Source organism: Finegoldia sp. P2-F-LR (assembly GCF_052932265.1).
On record NZ_JBRFJF010000009.1, the window covers coordinates 84,774 to 106,651 of the forward strand.

General features: G+C 32.0%; 16 protein-coding genes and 1 rRNA gene. 13 read left to right on the top strand and 4 right to left on the bottom strand.

Annotated features, from left to right (window positions below; translation table 11 throughout):
* Nucleotides 1–2: 2 nt before the first annotated feature.
* Complete coding sequence (locus ACU68W_RS06785) at nucleotides 3–3,134, bottom strand: lectin like domain-containing protein (protein ID WP_094223637.1); 3,132 nt, start codon at nucleotides 3,132–3,134, stop codon at nucleotides 3–5.
* A gap of 394 nt (nucleotides 3,135–3,528) precedes the next feature.
* Here ACU68W_RS06785 and ACU68W_RS06790 point away from each other — a divergent pair, with 394 nt between their 5' ends.
* Genes ACU68W_RS06790 through ACU68W_RS06800 form a run of 3 tightly spaced genes read left to right on the top strand, consistent with a single transcriptional unit; the run spans nucleotide 3,529 to nucleotide 8,654 of the window.
* A complete protein-coding gene (locus tag ACU68W_RS06790) occupies nucleotides 3,529–5,895 on the top strand; it encodes a lectin like domain-containing protein (RefSeq protein WP_446756315.1) in 2,367 nt (788 codons plus the stop codon).
* 56 nt (nucleotides 5,896–5,951) lie between these two features.
* Entirely contained in the window at nucleotides 5,952–7,664 is a 1,713-nt protein-coding gene (locus tag ACU68W_RS06795; protein WP_094223635.1) for a CAMP factor family pore-forming toxin, read from the top strand.
* Nucleotides 7,665–7,676: 12 nt separating this feature from the next.
* Nucleotides 7,677–8,654: a CAMP factor family pore-forming toxin gene (locus ACU68W_RS06800; protein WP_102164646.1), complete on the top strand. Its 978-nt coding sequence runs from the start codon at nucleotides 7,677–7,679 to the stop codon at nucleotides 8,652–8,654.
* Nucleotides 8,655–8,728: 74 nt separating this feature from the next.
* On the opposite strand, the gene ACU68W_RS06805 is transcribed toward ACU68W_RS06800, so the two are convergent.
* Together ACU68W_RS06805 and ACU68W_RS06810 are read right to left on the bottom strand one after the other, a co-directional pair.
* Complete coding sequence (locus ACU68W_RS06805) at nucleotides 8,729–10,276, bottom strand: cell wall-binding repeat-containing protein (RefSeq protein WP_446756316.1); 1,548 nt, start codon at nucleotides 10,274–10,276, stop codon at nucleotides 8,729–8,731.
* A gap of 9 nt (nucleotides 10,277–10,285) precedes the next feature.
* Nucleotides 10,286–10,630: a DUF5684 domain-containing protein gene (locus ACU68W_RS06810; protein WP_094207361.1), complete on the bottom strand. Its 345-nt coding sequence runs from the start codon at nucleotides 10,628–10,630 to the stop codon at nucleotides 10,286–10,288.
* A gap of 369 nt (nucleotides 10,631–10,999) precedes the next feature.
* Between ACU68W_RS06810 and ileS the strand changes: the two genes are divergently transcribed.
* The 7 genes from ileS (at nucleotide 11,000) to ACU68W_RS06845 (ending at nucleotide 19,475) form a co-directional block, all read left to right on the top strand.
* Entirely contained in the window at nucleotides 11,000–14,107 is a 3,108-nt protein-coding gene (gene ileS / locus ACU68W_RS06815) for an isoleucine--tRNA ligase (RefSeq protein ID WP_446756317.1), read from the top strand.
* Between the two features lie 128 nt (nucleotides 14,108–14,235).
* Nucleotides 14,236–15,291, top strand: a complete 1,056-nt coding sequence (locus ACU68W_RS06820; RefSeq protein WP_278725593.1) for a lysylphosphatidylglycerol synthase transmembrane domain-containing protein — start codon at nucleotides 14,236–14,238, stop codon at nucleotides 15,289–15,291.
* A gap of 267 nt (nucleotides 15,292–15,558) precedes the next feature.
* Nucleotides 15,559–16,554 carry an RnfABCDGE type electron transport complex subunit D gene (locus ACU68W_RS06825; RefSeq protein WP_242430483.1) on the top strand — a complete coding sequence of 332 codons (996 nt, stop codon included), beginning with the start codon at nucleotides 15,559–15,561 and terminating at the stop codon, nucleotides 16,552–16,554.
* Complete coding sequence (locus ACU68W_RS06830) at nucleotides 16,547–17,152, top strand: FMN-binding protein (RefSeq protein ID WP_094224904.1); 606 nt, start codon at nucleotides 16,547–16,549, stop codon at nucleotides 17,150–17,152. The genes ACU68W_RS06825 and ACU68W_RS06830 overlap by 8 nt, the downstream gene beginning before the upstream one ends.
* Complete coding sequence (gene nqrD, locus ACU68W_RS06835) at nucleotides 17,152–17,766, top strand: NADH:ubiquinone reductase (Na(+)-transporting) subunit D (protein ID WP_094205973.1); 615 nt, start codon at nucleotides 17,152–17,154, stop codon at nucleotides 17,764–17,766. Before ACU68W_RS06830 ends, nqrD begins: the two co-directional genes overlap by 1 nt.
* Nucleotides 17,766–18,350 carry an NADH:ubiquinone reductase (Na(+)-transporting) subunit E gene (locus tag ACU68W_RS06840; protein ID WP_002837117.1) on the top strand — a complete coding sequence of 195 codons (585 nt, stop codon included), beginning with the start codon at nucleotides 17,766–17,768 and terminating at the stop codon, nucleotides 18,348–18,350. The genes nqrD and ACU68W_RS06840 overlap by 1 nt, the downstream gene beginning before the upstream one ends.
* A 9-nt stretch (nucleotides 18,351–18,359) precedes the next feature.
* Complete coding sequence (locus tag ACU68W_RS06845) at nucleotides 18,360–19,475, top strand: NADH:ubiquinone reductase (Na(+)-transporting) subunit F (protein WP_094205972.1); 1,116 nt, start codon at nucleotides 18,360–18,362, stop codon at nucleotides 19,473–19,475.
* Nucleotides 19,476–19,530: 55 nt separating this feature from the next.
* Here ACU68W_RS06845 and ACU68W_RS06850 read toward each other — a convergent pair whose 3' ends face one another.
* The gene (locus ACU68W_RS06850) at nucleotides 19,531–20,034 is read right to left on the bottom strand and encodes a nitroreductase family protein (RefSeq protein WP_094223629.1); all 504 of its coding nucleotides are present in this window, start codon (nucleotides 20,032–20,034) and stop codon (nucleotides 19,531–19,533) included.
* 44 nt (nucleotides 20,035–20,078) lie between these two features.
* Here ACU68W_RS06850 and ACU68W_RS06855 point away from each other — a divergent pair, with 44 nt between their 5' ends.
* The 3 genes from ACU68W_RS06855 to ACU68W_RS06865 form a co-directional block, all read left to right on the top strand.
* On the top strand, nucleotides 20,079–20,873 hold the full coding sequence (locus ACU68W_RS06855; RefSeq protein ID WP_094208846.1) for a threonine/serine ThrE exporter family protein: 795 nt from the start codon (nucleotides 20,079–20,081) through the stop codon (nucleotides 20,871–20,873).
* Entirely contained in the window at nucleotides 20,873–21,367 is a 495-nt protein-coding gene (locus ACU68W_RS06860) for a threonine/serine exporter family protein (protein WP_094205969.1), read from the top strand. The genes ACU68W_RS06855 and ACU68W_RS06860 overlap by 1 nt, the downstream gene beginning before the upstream one ends.
* A gap of 397 nt (nucleotides 21,368–21,764) precedes the next feature.
* A 16S ribosomal RNA gene (locus ACU68W_RS06865) occupies nucleotides 21,765–21,878 on the top strand; the annotation flags it as partial.

Here is a 21,878-nt window from a genome sequence, read left to right on the forward strand (position 1 = left end):
TTTTATCTAATGTTTCTAATGTAATTGTGAACCACATAATTCTTGTTATATTTCGTATATATATTATACGGACTGTAAATAGAATTTATTTCTAGTTTGTCTGAATTACCAAATGAAACGCTGAAATCAAACGTATTGTTTGAATCTGATTCCGGCCAAGCTATTATTGTAAATTCTGTAGGTGAAGTTCCAGTTTGTTGTTTTATGAACATCTTTGCAACTCCATTTGAATCAGTAGTTTTAGTTATTGTTTGGTCGAATCCTTTTTGATTTCTAATTCTTAGATATAATTTTAAATTAGAGAGTTTCTTGCCGTTTTTATCTGATGCAAATATATTAATGTTAGCTGTATCTGTAAGATTATATGAAGTTTTATCAGCTTCAAATTTTAATTTTACGGTTTGTTTTGTCTCAGGTTTTGTTTCTGATTCTTTGACGATTAAAGTTGCATTTGCAGAAGAATTTTTGTATCCATTTTTCGAAACAGTGGCTTCAATGTAATATCTTCCAGCTTTTTGTGGTCTAAATGTATAGTAGCTATTACCGTATCTATCTGTTTTAAATGTTTTTTCTTCTTTGTTGTCATTTTCATCAGTTATACTTAGTACGACATCAGCACCTGAAATTCTTGAAGTATTATTTTTGCAATTTACAGTTATCATTGATGCTTGATTTAACTGAATTTCAGGACTATCTAAATCCACTTTTGTTTCAAAAGAAACTCTGTTATCTTTTACTTCAAAACTTACATTATCTTCGTTTGTGTTTCCTTTAGAATCAGAAGCCAATATGTTCACGCTATAAGTGCCAGCTTCATCTAATTCATTCGCCTTTAAATATAAAATTGTTTGACCGCGATAGTTTGTAGTCAATTCTTTTTCTATAATTTTCTTAGATGGCTTATTGATAGTGAATTTTACCTTAGCACCCTTAATATTTCTTTTATTGGAGTCTGTTACTACAGCAGAAATATTATCGTTATTACCGATAGATATTGAGTTTCTGTAAACATTTGATTTGATATTTACAGCATTTTTGCTTTCTGGACTGTCGCCTTCTACATAAATTGCAGCAAAGTTTGAAACGTTTGAACCATCAGTTGATTTTGCAATTATTTTAACTTTACCTGGATTTTTACATACAACCATAGCATTATCTACTGATGCAATGTTTTCGTCTGAACTTTCCAAAGTTATTTGAGGATTTTTCGCATTTGATGGTAATATCCTAGTGTCTATTCTGAACTTATCTCCTACTTTGGTTTTTTTATAGGAAGGATAAATTATAATGTTTTGAACTTTAACATCCTTGTCAACACTATCATCAATATTTGGCTTTTCGTTTTCTAGTACGTTAACTCTGATGTATTGCAAAATTCTAGGGTTGTCTGCAGACTTAACAGTTACATAACATTGTCCGGGACTTAAAGCTCTTATTAATCCAGAATTATCTACAGCACACACATTTGTATTAGAGGATGACCACATCAATTCCTTGTTTGTCGCATTTTCTGGATAAACTTTTGTATTGATTTGAGAATCTTCTCCTTCTCTTAAAGTAATATTGTCTTCAGATACCGCAATTTTATTTACTCTAATTTCTTGATCAGGTTCAGGAACATCTGGTTGAGGAGTAGGATCCACTGGATCAGGCTCTGGTGTTGGATCGATATTGGTTCCTGAATAAGGTTTTGTAAAAGCTTTCAAGCATACATTTGCGTTTGCTCTGTTTCTCGCCAAATCAGACCAATTATATCCATCGTTAGAAATAAATGATTGGTTGTATCCAGCTCTTGCTCTTGAAGAATATCCGTAAATCATAGATTCAATTGGAATAGGGTAGCTGTAACCAGGAGTTGTAAGTTTTACAATTGGTGCAAAATAAGCTCCTGCATTTATTTTTTGTGGATTGAATTTGACAGTTGTATATCCTGCGTTTTCCACAGTTCCACGTGCAACCAAAACTTTATCATTGAAACCACTATTTCCGCCGATATTTGTATTTACATAAATTTCGTATTGCGCACCGTTTGATGGAACGAAGAAGCCTACCTCGTCGATTTGGCTTGTTCTACTTACAGGACCAAAAATATTTGAAAACCAACCAGTTTGATTGTAACCAATACTATCAGTCATTCCCAAATCATCATAATACCAGATAGATTTATTTCTATCTTTATTTTTCAAAACAAAAATGCAATTTCCTTTTGCAACGTGTGCATCATAATATGATACATGATAATATCCGCCTTGATTTCCCCAACGATCACCCCAACTATTTTTTACAAGCCACGCTCCATCACCAGGAGGAGTTATGCCAAAATTGTATCGTGAATAATCATCATCCCATCCAACTATAGTTACGGCGTGGTTTTGCCAACCGTAACCAGGATTATAGTGGCTCATAGAATAAAAATTGGTATAATTTGTGTCTCCATTTATAGTTGTGTAAGATGCACCATATCTCATAATCGCTCTTTTTAATCTGTCACGATCTAGATTGTTATTTACATCTGGAATGTACAAAGCTTCCTTCAATTCTTTTTGTGGAAGTAAATTATAAGGTGAGCTGAAATCATAAGCAGAATAAGGATCGTCTTTTTCCCAAACAGGGCCAGACCATCTTGCTAAGTAAGCTGCGGCTACTGCTCTTGTACCACCTTGATCAGGAGCCCAGTCAAAACCATGAGTGTTTCTCAAATGTTTTTCAGAAAAATCTGTGAATTGACCATTCGTGAGCATATTAGATTCTGCAGAACCATAAGTAGCAAACGCCCAACATGATCCGTTTGGTCCCTGAGCTTTTACGGGAGTAACTCTGTTGTGTTGACGCAAATCGTAGTTTGCAGGAATTCCATAAGCCTTTTGTCTTGGGATGTCTTCCTTTTGATTAAACAAATCGTAGTTTGTATTAACCAAGAAAGGATCTTCGTTTGAACCGTAGTTTTTAGTAGTTTTAGGACTACTCTTTTGCCTATTAAATGCTGGATTACGTGGTGCTTCAGAAAAATCGATTTCTTTTACAGTTAAATCATCGTTTAATTTGAATTTGCTTTGACTTTCTGCAAAACTTGTAGAAAATAGTGATTGCAACGTAAAAACCGCAATAAAAAGCAATAAATTTTTTCTTTTCATATTCAACTCCTTGCAATGATTTTAAATATTAATTCAGGGTTAAAATAGTATACTTAACACTATTAAGAATTAACAACTATATTATACTACTTTTGGAAGAATAAATATATATCTTAATAAATTCATAAAAAAGTGGGATATTGTGATTTCTAATCATTTAATGCTGTAGTATGTTAAAATCCATTTTAAAAAATGTAATTTTTTAAATAATTAATGTAAAATTTACTTAATAATATAGATTTTTTGAAATTATGTGATATAATAAACTCAACAAATACCAAAAACTAAATTAATAAATATCTATATTTAAAATAATTCTAAGAAATAATTCTAAGAATTGGAGCATATTTATTAAGACTATTAATTTAGTAGCATATTTCAATAGGAGGGCGTTATGAAAATTAAAAAAATTCTGAGTCTACTACTAGGAACAGTTCTAGTTTCATCAATATTAGTTACTGGTCCAACGTTTGCAGATGAAAACAAAAATTCTAAACTAGAATTAAGTCCTGTTGAAAATAGTTTTAAAGAAAATTCCAAGGATGACGAATTGTTAATCTCTCCATTGAAGACATCTTACGATTCAGTTCGTTCAGCTTCTAGGGCAGCATTACCAGCAAAATATGATTTGAGAAAAACTAACAGAGTTTCCTCAGTCAAAAATCAAGGACAAAATGGTTCTTGCTGGACATTTGCGACATATGGTTCCATGGAGTCTTATTTAAAATTATTTGGAAAAGAATTTGATTTTAGTGAAAAACACATGAGAAATTTGCATGGATTCGATTGGGGTCCAAATGATGGAGGTAATAGAGATATTGCAACATCATATCTTGCAAGAGGGACAGGTCCGATTTTAGAAAAAGACGATCCTTACGATGCTTACATTAATGTTTCACCTACAAATGTCAAAAGAGCATTTGATTTGGATAAAGTTATTTATCTACCTGATGTTCACAATGCAAATGAAACTAATGTTATCAAACAAGCTATTATGGAATACGGTGGAGTGTACACAACTTTAAGTTCTCAAAAATATTACGAAAAGAAAGAAACTAAAAGTTATTACAATCCAGGAAGCGGGAAAGCAGACCACGCAGGAACTATTGTAGGATGGGATGATAATTTTTCAAAAAATTTATTCCAAGCAAAAGCTCCTGGAGATGGCGCATGGATTGTAAAAAACAGCTGGGGAACAAGTTTTATGGATGGCGGTTACTATTATGTATCATATTACGATGGTTTCTGTGGTAAATCCAATGCGGTATTTATCCCTCAAAGAAAAGATCCTAATGCAGTAATTTCACAATACGATGATTTCGGAGCAACAAGAAGTGTTGGATACAATATGCAAGGCTACATAGCAAATGTATTCACATCAGAAGAAGATCAAACAATTTACCAAGCAGGTTTGTTCACAGTTGCGATGAATACACAATACAGATTGTACATTGTAAGAGATTTGCAATCTACAGATGATTTAGCAGCTAAAAGAGAAGAAATCGGCAGCGGTGTGATTGAATACCCAGGATACTACACATTAGATACTACCCAAATCAAAGTAAAAAAAGGCGAAAAATTTGCAATAGTAGCATACATGGACTCTTCAGCTGCTAATTACAAATATCCAATGCCTATTGAAATGCCGATTGCAGATTATGCTTCCAAAGCAAAAGCGCAAGAAGGTCAATCTTATGTTTCATCACAAGGCGACAAATGGACTGATTTGACTAAAGAAGTTAAAAACGCAAATGCTTGTATAAAAGCTATCGGAACTACTGGAGAAGTTCTTCCAAGAGATACAGTTCCAGAAGTTGATCCTGATGAAGTAATCGAAGAGCCAACTTCAATCACTGTAAAAGAAGGTAGTCAAGGATTTATAAGCGTCAAGAAAAAAGGAAAACTTCACGCGACAGTTCAACCAGAAAAATTCAACAACGATCCAGTTGTTTTTGAGTCATTGGATAAAAATGTTGCAGTTGTAAAAAACGACGGAACAGTTTATCCAGTAAATGTTGGTAATGCAAATATTTTGATAAAAACAGTCGATGGAAATATTACACAAAGGTTTAATCTATTAGTAGCTCCGGAGGGAATTAGAGTTCCTGATAGAAAAATGATTGAGATCATAGGGGATAATGATTATGATCCAAAAACAGATCCTGATAATACAGAAATCCCAGTTATTCCTCCTAAACCACCAATAGATAATCAAGAACTAGATCCTAAAGTTATAAGGAGTTTGGGAGTATCAGTTCCATCAGTGACTATTAAACAAGGCGATAAGTTTAATTTGGATCCAAAAATTTTAACTTATCCACAAACTGCTATAAGAAATTTTGATTTCAATATAAGTAACACTGACATAATTGACATCGATTCAAAATCAGTGATTACTGCTAAAAAAATCGGAAGAACAAAGTTAGATATTAAAACAAAAGAAGGATTACAAACAAGCATTACAATAATTGTAATACCAAAAGAAAAAGGCGGAATTACTGTAGAAAAATTTGCTCCATCAAAAAGACATGCAGGTATATTTAAAGTATTTATAGATGCAAAAGAAGGGGACAGAGGTTATTCTGGACCTGCAAAACTTACAGTAAAAAGCGGAAATAGAGAGTTAAATCGAACAATATATTTCAACTCAGGTCATGCACAATCTAAATTCCATGGAGGACAATTTGGAGTTTGGAGAAAAGATTTCGAAGCTACAATAACTATTAGAGACCACAAAGAAACAGTTAAATTTGGGTTTTAATCAATAACGGATAATGCCGATTGTTAAATAAAATATTTAGTTCATAGGAGGGAAATATGAAACATTTAAAAAAATCATTAGCAATGATTTTAGTGTTCGCTATGACTTTTATAGCTGTTGCACCTTTGAGTGAAGTTTTCGCAGATTCTTTGGAAGTGAAACAAGAAGAACCTAAACTTGAAATCTCAGAATTAAAAGAAGGTTTGACACAAGCTGTAAAATCAGTTGAAGACATAGAACCAGCTGATGAAAAGTACAAGGAAGTTATGGATCAGTTTTATGAAGCACATGATTTCTTAGACAAAGAAATCAAAATTGCTGAAATGAAACAACGCCAAGCAGTAGGAAGTGCAGGAGCAGTAGGAGCATTAGAAAATACAATCTACGATTTAACTACAATTCCAGTCAGAGTTCAATTAATGATTAGAATTGGTAGAGCAATTAGATTTGCAACTACAGAACTATCTAACAAAGTTATAGCAGCTCACACTAAAATAACAGAATATATAATTACTGGATTATTATATGCTGTTAACCCTTTTGCTAGTGAACAACAAATTATGGATTACATCCAACAATTTGACAAATTAGAACAAGAATTGTTAGCTTATCCTGATTTAGGACCAAATGATATAGCTACTATATACAAAAAAGCTGCAGTTTGGAGAGAAATCGGAGAAGCTAAAAAAGTACGTGCTTCAAGAACAAAATTCGGTAATTCATTTATCGTAAGAGAATTAAGTGAAGAAATTTCAAAAACAGTAGGTTTGCAATTCAGAATCACAGTAAAATGTGGTGAATTAGACGAACAAGTTAAGAAACTTCACGAAGCAATGGAAAAAATTACTGGACCAAAAATAAAAGCTGAAAAAATTGAATTTAAAGAAGGCAATTTGGGAGCCATCTCAATTAATAAAACAACAACAATCAGCCCAGTAGTAAGACCTAACGAAGTTAAAGACAAAGAAGTATTCATCTACTCATCTAATGCATTCATGGCAAGAGTCGTTGGAAAAACAATCATTCCACTAAGAACTGGAACTGTTATGATTACAGTAATTTCAAAAGATGGTTATGCAAAATCAAACTTTGAACTTCACATCGTAGAACCTGGTCACAGCGTAGAAGGAATTCCATTCTTACAAGCTACAGGAGAAAACTCTGAATACCTTAACACTAATACAAATGGTGGCGGAGTTGTAAACAATTCATTAGTTGGAAAAGACACTTATGAAGTTAAAAATATTGGTTTCTCAGTAAAATCTACTACATTAAAAGTTGGAGATACATTTGATTTGGCTTCAAAGACATTTGTATTCCCAGAAAATGCATTAGAAAAAGAAGTTTCATACAAATCAGATAACGAAGCTATAGCTACAGTTAATGAAAAAGGAACAATCAAAGCAGTTGCAGAAGGCTCAACAACAATTACTGCAACTACAAAAAACGGCGTAACAAATAAATTCAAATTAAACGTAATCAAAAAAATTGATAAAGATGAATATCAAATAACAGAAATCAACCCTTCTGAAAGAAAAGCAGGAATATTCTCAATCGAATTCAAAGCAACTAAAAATGGTAAAAAGTACAACGGACCTGCAAAAGTAACAGTGTCTTACACTAAAAAAGCAATTAAAAGAGACGTTTACTTCAACAACGGAGTTGCATCAGTTAAATACAACGGATTTGAATTTGGAACATGGGTTAAAGATTTCAACGTGAAAATCGAATTAAAAGACCAAGTAAAAACATTTGAACTTAATTATTAGGAGATGAAAAATATGTTAAAAAAAGCATTATCAGTAGTATTACTATCTAGTATGTTATTGGGAACAGTAGCACCAGCAGTATCTTATGCACAAGAAGATAAACTTGAAATCGTTCAAGGAGCAGAAGAAACTGAAAAATTAGGAATTGATGAAGCAGAAGTTTACAAAAGACAAATCAAATCAATTCAAAACGAAGTAAACTCAATCCAAGTTAAAAGAGAAGACGAAAAACAAATGGTTGATAAATTTAACGAAACTTCTCTTGAAATTAGCGACAAAATTGACCAAACAGCAGTAGGAATGGGAGTAGCAGATATTTATGATTTATCATCTATTCCACAAAGATTATTATTATTAGGTAGAATGGGAAGAGCAATCAGATTTGCTACAACTCAATTAAGATACAAAGTAGATGCAGCTCACGCAGAAATCGCTGAATATATCTTCGGAGGATTTGTTATTGCAGCATCTCCATTCCACACAGTTGAAGATATGAAAGTTTACATGGCACAATTCGAAGCATTATCACAAAAATTATTAAGCTACCCAGATGCAGGATTAAATGATACTGCAAATATCTATGTAAGATCTGATTTGGATCACAAATTAGCAAAAGCTAGATCATTAAAATATCATGAATTAAAAAACATGTCAGGAGCAGTAATTGACAAATTAAATGCAGAAATTCACGAAATTACATTAATGAGACTTAGACCACAAGAAACAGTAGCTGAAATTTATCAATTAGGAGACAGATTAGACCAAGCAGTATTCGAAGCACTAAACAGTGAAGATTACAGAGCAAGTAAAACTGAAATAGAAGCTTTAAAAGAAGCTATGAACAAAGCTATTCAAGCAAGAAGACATGGCGATAAGAGAGCAGAAGTTGGTAAAGCAATTGACCGTGCAAAACAAGAATTAGCTAAAATTAGACCATCAAGTGTAATCGCAGCTCAATTAGTACAACAATTCCAAACTTACTATGAATAAAATTTATTGAGATTAGAAAATAATCTAATGAAAAAAGCCACCATACGGTGGCTTTTATTGTATTTACTATAAAGTCATCTCACAACGACGGCGTATTTTTTGATGTTGTATCTTTTATCGAAAAGTGAACGGGATATCCAATATCCGTTTGGCTTATCTTCTGCTGGGTCTACGATATGCATTCTGTTTTTATCATAGCCATCAACTACCATGACGTGTGCGTTGTAGAGGGCATTTTTTCCCCAGAAATAATCTTTAAATGTTGGATTTCTAAATTTGTATGTCGCAAAGAATATTACTGGATTTCCTTTTGAAATTTCTTCTCTTATATATTCAGAGGATTTGCCAGAAATATTTTCTGCGTTTGCGTATCTGTTTGCCCATTTTGTTAGAGGTTCTGGTAAAATTGATTGGTAAATTCTTTCATCGATATTAAAAGGAGAGCCTGCAAATCCGTGATTTGGGTTGTTGTCTTTTGCTAGTGGCATTTCTTTTATAAATTGGTTAATATTCGTGTTAGTTTTGATGTTTTTGTAGTGTAGACTTTGAAGTAGTGATGCCGCTTCGCATCCCATTGGTAAACCTGCTTTGTTTTGGTTGATTTGTGCAACATTTAATAATACGTAGTCTTTTTTAGGTGGAGTTTTTCCGATTATTTCATCATATTTATGATGAAGTCCACCACCGATTAATGTTATTTTATTTGGATTTAATTTATTGAAGAAATTTTTCTCTGTTTTTGTTAGATTGTTTTTTGTTGATGCAAATATTATCGGACTTTTTTCATTAGCTGCAAATGGTGCTACTGTTACGCAGTCTATCAATTCAGAAAATCTTTGATCGCCGTTTTTTGCTAAGAAAATAGATTTTGAATTTTTGAAAAATGTGTCGGCTATTTTCATACTTGTATCATTTCTGTTTTTCCCATAAATGATTATTGGATTTGGGAAATTTTTGAATAATTTTGCTGTAGCTCCGCCTATTAGATATGTGTTATTGAATGTATAGTTTGCATATTTTTCTTTAAATGATTTTAGATCATTTCCTACAAATAAAATTGGACTATTCATACGACATGCAGCTGCACTGACACTTGCTGAATCTACGATTGATTTGGTAGAGTGAACTACAAATGCATTGTCGAACTGTTTTGTTTGGTTGAGATTAGAAAGTTCTTTTGCTATTTCAAATGATGTATCAATTCTGTCTTTTCCAGATATTCTTCTTACATTATAACCTTGTTTTATTAGACTTGTTTCTTGTGATTTGGAAATACTTTGAGTGCCGCCTACAAGTATAATATTTGTAGATTTAAGTCTTTGGATTTCTTTTAATGTAGATTGGTTAATTTTAGCAAAATCTGTTAAAAGTATCGGGCAATTTATTTTATGTGCCAACACTCCTACAGACAACGAATCTGCTATTCTTTCAGAATTTACGATTATAGCTTTGTCGGATGTTTTTGGATAAGATTTTTTTGATATTTGTATTGCTGTTTCGTATCTATTTTTTCCTTCAATTGAAGCTTTTTCGATTTGCTTTATAGCTGATGTTGGTTGTGATATGAAAATCGATAATACAAAAGCTAATGCAATGATTTTAAAATTTTTAAAGTTTTTCATTTTTAATTCCTAACCTAAAGATCTAAGGGGTCCGATATATTCAAGCTCACTCCATCCAATATATACTCTTGTAAGATGAGGAAAGAATACTGAAATTATTTTGAAAAGCAAATCCTCTTGTCCGTAGACTCTTACTTGTGAGTAGTTTAGATGCAAAATTACAAAGAAATTTATTATTGGAATTAGTAGTGCCAGGGATGCGATTCCTGTTCCATAAACTATTTTGAACAATAGCCAGATATTTAATAATGGTACAAAACTCCACAATCCAAATATTCCAGCTTTTTCAAACATTTTCCACAATCCTATTGCATTTATTACATATAAAAATAATACAATTGTTGTTGTAATCACTTTAATCACTCCTTTATATTATTATAGCATTTTTAAAACAATTTATTGGCATTAGGGTGGGAAATTTTGTATAATTTTCATAAATATTTGACAAATTATTAAAAATATATTATTATAATTCTATTAAAAGCTGTGATCAGAACGGAATATTTTGATTGATTTTACAGAGAATCCTGTTTGGTGAGAGGGATAAATTAAGAAATATTCGAATCATCTGAAAGAAGCTCACAGATCTAATAGGTCTGTGCGTATTACTTGACGTTATAAGAAATGAGAGGTTAACACAATTAGGGTGGTACCGCGGTTTATTCGTCCCTTGGAATTAATTTTCCAAGGGATTTTTTAATTATTTTATAAGGAGATTTGTTTATGAAAAAGTTTAAGGAGCTTTCTAAGAAACCTGTTAAAGAACGTGAACAGGCTACTAGTAAGTATTGGAAAGAGATTGATCTTTTGAATGAAACTTACAACAGTAGAGATGAAGAAAATAGATATGTATTTTACGATGGTCCTCCAACTGCAAATGGAAAGCCAGGAATTCATCACGTTATAAGTAGAACTTTAAAAGATATGACTTGCAGATATAAAACTATGCAAGGATACAAAGTATATAAAAAAGCTGGTTGGGATACTCATGGTCTTCCAGTTGAGATTGAAGTTGAAAAGAAGCTTGGTCTTCACGATAAAAAAGAAATCGAAAATTACGGAGTAGAAAAGTTCAACGAAGAATGTAAGAAATCTGTATTTTCTTACAGAGAAAAATGGCAAGAAATGTCAGATAGAATGGCATACAATGTGGATATGGATGATCCATATATTACTTTGGACAATAATTATATTGAATCAGTATGGGCATTGCTTGACAAAATGTACAAGGACGGATTGATTTATGAAGGAGCGAAAATCCTTCCATATTGTCCAAGATGTGGTACCGGTCTTGCATCACACGAAGTTGCACAAGGATATGAAAATATCAAAACTACAACAGCATATGTTAAATTCAAAAGAAAAGATGCAGATGAGTACTTCTTGGCATGGACTACAACTCCTTGGACATTGCCATCAAATGTTTGTTTGACAGTACATCCAGATATTGACTATATTTTGGCAGAAAAAGACGGCGAAAAAATATATCTTGCAAAAAACAAAGCACACGATTTGTTGGGTCACGAAGACGAAGACTACACTTTAATCAAAGAATTAAAAGGTAAAGACATGGAGTATATGGAATACGAACAACTTTTACCTATTTATGATGTTAACAAAAAAGCATTTTATGTGACTTTGGCAGATTATGTAACTGTTGAAGATGGTACAGGAATTGTTCACACAGCGCCAGCTTTTGGGGAAGACGACTATCAAACAGGAAGAAGATACGATTTGCCATTAATCAATCCTGTTGATGAAGAAGGAAAATTCGTTGGCGGTCCATGGGATGGTCAACATGTTATGGATACAGATCCAGAAGTTTTACAAAGATTAAAAGAAGAAAACAAATTATTTAGGAAACAAAAAATTGAACACAATTATCCTCACTGCTGGAGATGCCACACACCACTTATCTATTATTCAAAACCATCATGGTACATTGAAGTTAGCAAATTAAAAGATAAATTAGTTGAGAACAATAACGGTGTAAATTGGTATCCAGAACATGTTGGAGAAGGTAGATTTGGAAATTGGCTTGAAAATATTAAAGACTGGGCAATTTCTAGAAACAGATACTGGGGAACTCCATTAAATATTTGGAAATGTGATAAATGTGATCATACACTTTCTGTTGGCTCAAGAAAAGAATTAAAAGAGTTAGCTATTGAAGATATAGATGAAAATATCGAACTTCACAGACCATACGTTGACGACGTTCATATTAGATGTCCAGAATGTGGCGAAATTATGACTAGAGAAAAAGACGTTATAGACGTTTGGTTTGACTCTGGAGCTATGCCATTTGCACAACAACACTGGCCATTTGAACATACAGATGATTTTGATAAAGTGTTCCCAGCAGATTTCATCAACGAAGGAATCGACCAAACACGTGGATGGTTCTATTCATTGTTAGCTATTTCTACAATGATTACAGGAAAAGCACCATACAAGAATGTTTTGGTAAATGATTTAATCTTGGATAAAGATGGAAAGAAAATGAGTAAATCCAGAGGAAACACAATTGATCCAATCGAATTATTCGATAAATATGGAGCAGACGTTGTTAGATTCTACTCACTTTATGTATCACCACCATGGATTCCAACAAAATTCGATGTAAGTGGTTTACAAGAAGTTGAAAGTAAATTCTTCAGATCATTCAGAAACACTTATAACTTCTTCCAAATGTATGCAACAACTGATGAAACAGATCCTACAGAATATTTTGTAGAATACGAAGACAGAGCTGTAATTGACAAATGGATTTTGTCTAAGTTTACAAATCTACAAAAATTCTACTTTGAAAATATGGATCAATTTGAATATACAAAAGTTGCAAGAGAAATTTCTAACTTTGTAATAGAAGATTTATCAAACTGGTACATCAGACGTAACAGAAGAAGATTCTGGAAAACAGAAATGGATGATGACAAAAAAGCTGTTTACAACACAACTTACGAAATATTAGTTGGACTTACAAAATTAATTGCTCCATTTACTCCATTTATAGCAGAAGAAATGTATCACGATTTAACAGGCGAAAAATCAGTTCACTTAGCTTATTTCGATAAGGTAAATGAAGATTTAATCGACAATAAATTAGAAGAAAAGATGGAAATGGTAAGAACTTTTGTAACTCTTGCAAGAGCTTCTCGTGAAGAAGTGAATATTAAAGTTCGTCAACCATTGAAGAAAATCGTCCTAGATGAAAGATTTAAGGATAAGATTGAAGAGTTCAAGGATTTAATCAAAGAAGAAATCAACTTAAAAGATATCGAATACAAGAAGGATTTGTCTGAATTTATGAATTACGAACTAAAACCAAACTTCAAAGTTTCAGGTAGTATTCTTGGTAAACACATCAAATCTTTTGGAAATTATTTGAAAGATATAAACGCCAAGGATTTCGTATCAAAACTAGACAAATCAGATTTGAATATTAAATTAGACGATGAAGACATCGACATTAAGAGAGATTACGTTGATGTAAGAATTAATTCAAAAGAAGGCTTCGATGTGACAATGCAAGGAGATTATTTTGTAATCTTGGACACAGAAATCACTGATGAATTATTGATGGAAGGATATGCGCGTGAACTTGTAAGTAAAGTTCAACAAATGAGAAAATCAAATGACTTTGATGTTTTAGATAATATCATCATCAAAATCAATCCTACAGATGATATTAAAAAAGCAATTGAACAATATGAAGACTTCATAAAAGATGAAACATTGACTGTCGATATAATTATTGATGAAAATGTAGATGGTGAAGATGTTGATTTGAATGGAGAAAATGTTAGAATTGAAGTTATAAGAAAATAACGAATTAGCCTACTGATTAATTTCGGTAGGCTTTTTACTTTCAAAAGTATACAAAAAGTCAACAATGAAAAAAACTAATTGCAAACTGTACTACACTAATGGTATACTTATATCATATGAGGTGGAAGATGAAAAACAAAAACACAATTTTAAGAGCAATTTTAGTATTTGCATTTAGTGTAGGAGTAATTTTTTTCATAAAAAATAAAATTGGAGCAGATGATGCTTTTGACGTAATAAAAAAGATAGGACCAGTTTTCATAGCAGCATGTGTTTTGACTATGTTTATGTTTTTTCTACTGGAAGCTATATCATACAAATATCTTCTAAGTATACAAGGTTATGATGTATCGTTTAAAAGGTGCTTCGGATATACATTTACGGATTATTTTTTTAGTATGATATCTCCAGGTGGTAGCCTTGGACAACCGTTGCAATATCACACAATGAGAACGGATAACATTGATTCATTGACTACAATTAATTCACTACTTTCTTTTAATTGGATTTATCATTTGTCTATGGTAATTATTTTCTTTGTAGCAATGATTTTTGGATTAGTAGGTAAAATTGCGGCGATTTCTGAATTTAAATACTTGGTTATTTATGGAATAGTGTGTCAATTGGTCTTGGTAATCGGAATAGGATTTTTGATGTTTGATAGTGAATTGGCGGCTAGAGTAATTAGATTTTTTAATACGGTATTTTCTAAATTTAAACTTTTGAAACGTTTCAGTAAATCAGAAGAAGATATTACAAAAACAATTGAAGAACACAAAAATTTCGGAAAATTTTTGATAAATAACAAAAAAGTTTTTGCGAAATTATTGTGCATTTCGATGCCGATGCTTTTGTTTTCATTTGCAATTCCTGCAATCTTATACAAATCATTTGGACTAAATTCATATAATTTTATGACTCTGGTTCTGATTCAAGCTGTGGTTACAATTTCATTCGAAAGTGTTCACATTCCTGGAGGTGTAGGAGTTATCGAAGGTAGCATGATGCTTGTGTATTCTTCTTTTATGCCAAAATCATTGGCATTTAGTATTATGGCAATCAATAGATTTGTTACATTTTACTTAGCGGTTCCTTTTGCAGGGCTATACTTTTTATTAGTGAAGACTAATCGTAAAAATTATCAGAAAAACAACAGTCTTATAAAACTGAATCAAGAACAGTAGATCGATCTATTAATTTAGATCGATTTTTTTATTAAAAAATGATACGTGTTAAATATTTTTTAATCAAATGGGTATATTATATATGGTCAATATATTTGGTGCATGATATTGTACTTATTAAAAATAACAAATTTTATCATTGATTTTGAGAGGGCTTATGATATGATAAATAAAAGAAATATTTTTTTAAGTACATAATGAAAAGCTTTTATTTATGAAAACAAATCCGTATTTTATGGATTTTATATATAAAAAATTTTATAAGGGGTGAAAGGTTTGAAAGAGTTTTATAATAAGTATTTTATGAAACAAAAAATGATGCATCCTGTTATGTTTGCTCTTTTGCCGATTGCTGTAGTGGCGATATATTTTTATGGGCTAAGAGTGTTAGCTTTGTTTTTGCTAAACATAATTGTTGCATGCCTTGTTGAGTATTTATCTAACGCGAAGATATTCAAAAGAAACAAAATATCTGAAGCAGCTATTGTCACATCCTGTTTGTATACAATGACATTACCACCATCTATTCCTTTTTGGATTTCAGCGGTTGGTATAGCGTTTGGTATATTTTTCGGGAAGATGGTTTTTGGAGGATTTGCAAAAAATGTTTTCAATCCAGCCTTAGTGGCTCGTGTATTTATTTATGTTAATTTTCCTCAACAAATGACTATTTATTGGAACAAAGCTGTAGGTGGTTTTCCTGGAGGATTTGGAACTTACTTAACTCAATCATTGGATTCTATGACACAACCAACTCCAATGACAGCATTTAAGGTTAACTCAGCATTTGAAACAATTCCAACTATGCTTTTAGGACAAATTCCTGGCGTTATCGGTGAAACTTGCAAAGTTTTGATTATTATTGGAGCGATTTATTTGATTTATAAAAAAGTTGCAAGTTGGCAAATTATGGCAGGAAGTGTGCTTGGTTTTTGCACATTAAGTTTAATTTTTAACGCAGTAGGTGTAACCTCTGTTCCTAATCCTATTTACGGAATGTTAATGGGAGGATTCTTATTCGGTACAGTGTTCATGGCAACAGATCCAGTATCTGCAGCTAAGACTCCAATTGGTAAATGGATTTATGGTTTCATAATAGGAATTGTAACTGTAATTATAAGAGGATTTGCACTATTTGCAGGTGGTGTTATGTTTGCAGTTCTTATTGGCAACACTTTTGCACCAATAATTGATTATTGTGTAAATAAAGTTCAAGCTAATAAAAAAGCAAAAGCAAATAAGGAGGTCAAGGTTAATGGCTAAGAAAAAATCAGTTGTATATCCAGTAATTTTTATGTTGGGATTGACACTAGTTTTGACATTAGCGTTGGCTTTGTTAAATCATGTTACAACTCCTACAATAGAATTCAATCAAGATATCGAATTAAAACAAAAAATTTTAAATGTATTTAATATCTTACCTGAAGATACTTCTGCATCAAACATTGACAAGACTTTTAAAGACAATGTCGAAGAAGAAGACTATAAAGGCAATAAACTTTACATTTTAAAACAAGATGGCGAAGAAAAAGCTTATGCAGTTCCTATCAACGGACCTGGTCTTTGGGGTTCAATCAGTGGATATGTAGGGATAAGTAAAGATATGAAAAAACTTGTTGGAATAGAATTCATTAAACAAGACGAAACTCCTGGTTTGGGTGGACGTATTACAGAAGATGAATACAAAAACCAATATAGAGATTTGGATATTTCAAAGCCAGTTGACGGTAAAATTGTAATCAATAAACCAGCAAACGGCGGTAACATTGATGCTATAAGTGGTGCAACTCAAACATCTACATTTGTTGTTAATATGATTAATGAAGATGTGAATGAGTTTATTGAGAATGGAGGTAAATAATGGCTAATTCAAATAAATATACCAAATTATTGAAAAATGGATTGCTTGATGACAACCCTGTTCTTATTCAAGTTATTGGAATTTGTTCCACATTAGCAGTAACAAACTTGTGTATGAACTCCTTGGTTATGGGACTCGCCCTAGCGTTTGTTACAGGATGTTCATCGTTTTTGATTAGTTTACTTAGAAAAGTAACTCCAAAACACATTCGTATGATGGTTCAAGTATTTATTATTTCGTTCTTCGTAATAATAGTTGATATTTTCTTAAAGGCTTACATGCCAGAAATGAGTAAAACATTAGGACCTTATGTTGGATTGATTATTACCAACTGTATAATAATGGGACGTGCAGAAGCATTTGCTATTAGTAACGATCCTGTAAGTAGTTTTGTAGATGGTGTGGCATCAGGTTTGGGTTATACTGTAGTACTTGTGCTTATAGCTTTAATCAGAGAATTATTGGGATTCGGTAGTGTATTTGGATTCAGAATAATGCCTGAAAGTTTTGTGCCTTGGACAATGATGGTTATGCCACCAGCAGCATTCTTCATTTTACCTATTGTTATGTGGATTGCTAATGCTCATCTAAAAAAGGAAGGAGATGCTAAGTAATGACAATTAGTCCTTTAGTTATATTTTTTGCATCAATCTTTACTTCAAACATGATTTTCTCAAACTTTTTGGGAATGTGTTCATTCATAGCAGTAAGTAAAGAAATTGAAACTGCAACAGGATTAGGAATAGCTGTAACATTCGTATTGACAATCACAACTATAATCAACTTTTTCTTATACAAATTAGTTGTTAGATTTAATATAGAATATTTGAGATATATAATATTTATTATATCGATAGCAGCATTTGTTCAATTATTGGAAATGATTTTGGAAAAATACATTCCGAACTTGTATTACGCATTGGGAATATTCTTGCCACTTATCACAGTAAACTGTGCGATTTTAGGTGTAAGTTTGTTCATGGTAATCAGAAACTACAACTTCTTGCAAACAGTTGGATTTGCAATAGGAAGTGGACTTGGTTGGATGCTAGCAATTGTATCAATGGCAGGGATTAGATCCAAAATCAAAGATTCATCTGTACCAAAAGGTCTCCAAGGATCTCCTCTAACTTTAATTATAACTGGAATCATGGCGATGGCATTCATCGGATTCTCTGGTATAGTTCAAATATCATAAGGAGGAATCATGGGACAAATAATTATAACAACAATTGTAGTGTCTGTGTTATGTGCATTATTTGCATTGCTACTTTCATTTGCAGATAAATACATTGCAGATTATGGTGAAGTAAAACTAACTATTAATAACGATAAAGAATTTACGGTAGATGGTGGAGATAGTTTATTATCTACACTTAGAAACCAAAAAGTATTCATTCCATCAGCTTGTGGTGGAAAGGGATCATGCGGTTACTGTAAAGTAAAAGTTTTGGATGGAGCAGGTCCTGTACTTGCTACAGAAAAACCAATGTTAACAGAAGATGAACTTAACGATAGCGTTAGATTATCTTGTCAAGTAAAAGTTAAAAAAGATATTTCGATTCAAATTCCAGAAGAATTATTTAATGTAAAAGAATACGAAACAACTCTTGTTGAAAAGTTACCTTTGACTGATAGAATAACTAAGTTTAGATTTGAACTTCCAGAAGGAGAAACAATCAAATTTAAGCCAGGTCAATATGTACAATTAAAAGCAGAAGAATATCCAAAAGGCGATGGATATGAGGGATCAGATGAAGAAGTATTCAGAGCATATTCTATTGCATCTAGTATTAGAGATGAAAAACATATAGAATTGTTAATTGGTTATACCAAGGGTATCTGTACAACTTATTGCCACAAAGTTCTTAAAGAAGGCGATAAGGTTACTATTAATGGTCCTTATGGTGATTTCTACTATCATGATGAAGATACTGAAATTATATTGGGAGCAGCTGGAACTGGCTTCGCACCAATAAGATCTATCCTTAACCATATGAGAGATCATGATGTTAAGAGAAAAGCAAGATTCTACTTTGGGGCCAAAACTCCAGATGATTTATTCTTGTTAGATGAATTGAAAGAATTTGAAGAAGATTTGTACGATTTCAAATTTATCCCAGTATTGTCAAGAACAACTCCTGAAATGAATTGGGAAGGAGAAACTGGACATGCTGACGATGCAATCAAGAAATATTGCAAAGAAACTGGTAAGAACAGCTCAGCTTACCTATGCGGTTCACCAAGAATGATAGAGTCTTTGACAAAAGCATTGAACGAAGTTGGAGTAACTGACGACAGAATTTATTACGATAACTTCTAAAATACAAAGATCGATTGAAAACTGATTGTGAGTCAGAATTCAATCGATCTTTTTTTTAGATAAATTTAGTTTTAAATTTGTTTGGCTTGATTTTTGGGGTTTCTTCGCTGTGACCTAAAGCAAGTGCACAAGTTATTTCATAATGATCATCGATGTCTATAGATTCTAAGAATTTTCTAATATGTTTGCTATCATAAGAATCATAAAATTGATTAATCCAAACATTTGCTACATTTAATTCACAAGCTTTTAACATCATATTTTGCATTATACATCCACAGTCGAATTTTCTATTTCTGTTATCGTGTGGACTCAAAATCAAAATTATATTTTTGCAATTATAAAATCCGTTGTAGTTTTCATTGTTTAAGTGCTTTCTGATGGATTTTAATAAATTTTCGATTGTACTATCATCAGAAATAGCGACGATTATGTTGTCTTGTTTATTCATACCGGTTGGAGCATAGGTTCCAGCTTCTACGATTTTTTTCATATTTTCTAGTGATACTTTTTTAGATGTAAATTTTCTTCTCGATCTTCTGTTTTTGATAATATCCATAATTGCCTCCTATATGTTATAATTTTAATACTGGAGGAGATATTTTGCAATTTGTTAAAACAAAAGAAGATTGCCAAAATCTAATGGATGTCGTCGCTGACACTGCAAGAATTTTGCTCGAGAGTGGTGCAGAAACATATCGTGTAGAAGATACAGCTTTTAGAATGAGTAAAAGTATTCAAAAAGTTAATAAAATAAATGTATTTGTATCTTATACATGTATCATTATATGTTTGAGTTTTGATTTTGGAGATCTTGTTACTATGAGAAGAACAATTCCAAAGGCTACAAATTTGTGGAAAATTCATGAAATCAATAATTTTTCCAGAAATTTTGTAAAAGATGTGTACACTTTGGATGAATCAATAGAAATAATAAACAAAATAGATAATAGAGCTGTAGATAAAAAATTGTACATCATAGGGGCATCCGCAGCTTCAGGATTATTCGCACATTTATTAGTAGGTGGCATTATTGAACCTGTCGTAGCTTTCTTTATATCTATATTAGAAATGCTAGTTTTTAGATTTTTTCAACGAAAAGAAAACCCACAATTTGTTAATACATATATTACAGTTGCGTTTATGACATTTCTAACTTTATTTACATTGAAAATTTTTGGAATGTTTAATGTGGCTTTGGATATGAACAGTATTATCGTTGGTTGTATCATGCCATTTGTTCCTGGTGTTTCCATCACAAACTCTGTAAGAGATGTACTTAGTGGGGACTTATTATCTGGGATAAGTTCTATGATTAACGCTGTGATTACAGCGTTGAGTATAGCTCTAGGTGTTGGTAGTATATTGTATTTTGCGGTTATGATGGAGGCGATTTAATGTTATATATAATTATAGAATCAATCATTTCATCATTTGCCACATTAGGATTCTCACTATTTTACGATTCACCAAAAAGATCTTATAAAATAGTTATGGTATCTGGATTTGTAGCGTGGTTTGTTTACAAATATTTAACAATGATTTTAAACAACAAATTTATCGCAGCTCTGTTTGCATCAATTGCCGTAGGAATAATAGGAGAGATAGCTTCAAGAAAAGTTCACATGCCAGTCACGGTTTTTGTAATACCAGGAATAATTTCTTTGGTTCCAGGGGCAGATATGTATTACACAATGTATTACACAATTCAGCAAAATTCTAAACTAGCTTTTTCACATGCGAGAAATGCAATGTTATTTGCCGCCAGTATAGCTCTTGGAATACTTGTAGCATCCTTATCATCTAAGTCGATTAAGCATAATACAATAGAGCATTTACAAACAAATTCTATTTTTAAAATAAAAAACAAAAAAACACTTGACAAAAAATAAAAACCTTGATATTATAAATAAGCACTTTGAGTTAAGTGCTTTTTAAATTACTCAAAAGCAAGTAATGCATGTAAAACGAAAATAAAAAAAGTTTTACAAAACACTTGACAAAATGAAATGATGATAGTAAACTATAATAGTTCACTAAAGTAACATTTCAAGAAAACACATTTTGAATGAAAAATATTTCGAAAAAAAGTGTTGACAAAGAAAAGTTAGTGTGATATACTAACAAAGTCGTTACGAAAGTGCGAAGAAAGTTGTCATTAAGACAACAAACTATAGAACCTTAATAAATTAAATAAAGTAAATACTTTGAGAGAAGTACAAACCAAACAATAATTCGGTGAGAATAAAAAAGCAAAAGTCAGCTGAAAAGCTAGCTTCAAACAAACATTAAATTGAGAGTTTGATCCTGGCTCAGGACGAACGCTGGCGGCGTGCTTAACACATGCAAGTCGAACGGGATTTAGTAAACAGAAGCCTCGGTGGAAGATTACTAATGAGAGTG

Bases quoted from the DNA above. Each gene is read 5' to 3' on its own strand.
- ACU68W_RS06805 (WP_446756316.1), bottom strand. From the start codon at position 10,276: ATGAAAAACTTTAAAAATTTTAAAATCATTGCATTAGCTTTTGTATTA.
- ACU68W_RS06830 (WP_094224904.1), top strand. From the start codon at position 16,547: ATGGCTAAGAAAAAATCAGTTGTATATCCAGTAATTTTTATGTTGGGA.
- ACU68W_RS06795 (WP_094223635.1), top strand. From the start codon at position 5,952: ATGAAACATTTAAAAAAATCATTAGCAATGATTTTAGTGTTCGCTATG.
- ACU68W_RS06850 (WP_094223629.1), bottom strand. From the start codon at position 20,034: ATGGATATTATCAAAAACAGAAGATCGAGAAGAAAATTTACATCTAAA.
- ACU68W_RS06840 (WP_002837117.1), top strand. From the start codon at position 17,766: ATGACAATTAGTCCTTTAGTTATATTTTTTGCATCAATCTTTACTTCA.
- ACU68W_RS06820 (WP_278725593.1), top strand. From the start codon at position 14,236: ATGAAAAACAAAAACACAATTTTAAGAGCAATTTTAGTATTTGCATTT.
- nqrD (WP_094205973.1), top strand. From the start codon at position 17,152: ATGGCTAATTCAAATAAATATACCAAATTATTGAAAAATGGATTGCTT.
- ACU68W_RS06790 (WP_446756315.1), top strand. From the start codon at position 3,529: ATGAAAATTAAAAAAATTCTGAGTCTACTACTAGGAACAGTTCTAGTT.
- ACU68W_RS06860 (WP_094205969.1), top strand. From the start codon at position 20,873: ATGTTATATATAATTATAGAATCAATCATTTCATCATTTGCCACATTA.
- ACU68W_RS06785 (WP_094223637.1), bottom strand. From the start codon at position 3,134: ATGAAAAGAAAAAATTTATTGCTTTTTATTGCGGTTTTTACGTTGCAA.
- ACU68W_RS06845 (WP_094205972.1), top strand. From the start codon at position 18,360: ATGGGACAAATAATTATAACAACAATTGTAGTGTCTGTGTTATGTGCA.
- ileS (WP_446756317.1), top strand. From the start codon at position 11,000: ATGAAAAAGTTTAAGGAGCTTTCTAAGAAACCTGTTAAAGAACGTGAA.
- ACU68W_RS06800 (WP_102164646.1), top strand. From the start codon at position 7,677: ATGTTAAAAAAAGCATTATCAGTAGTATTACTATCTAGTATGTTATTG.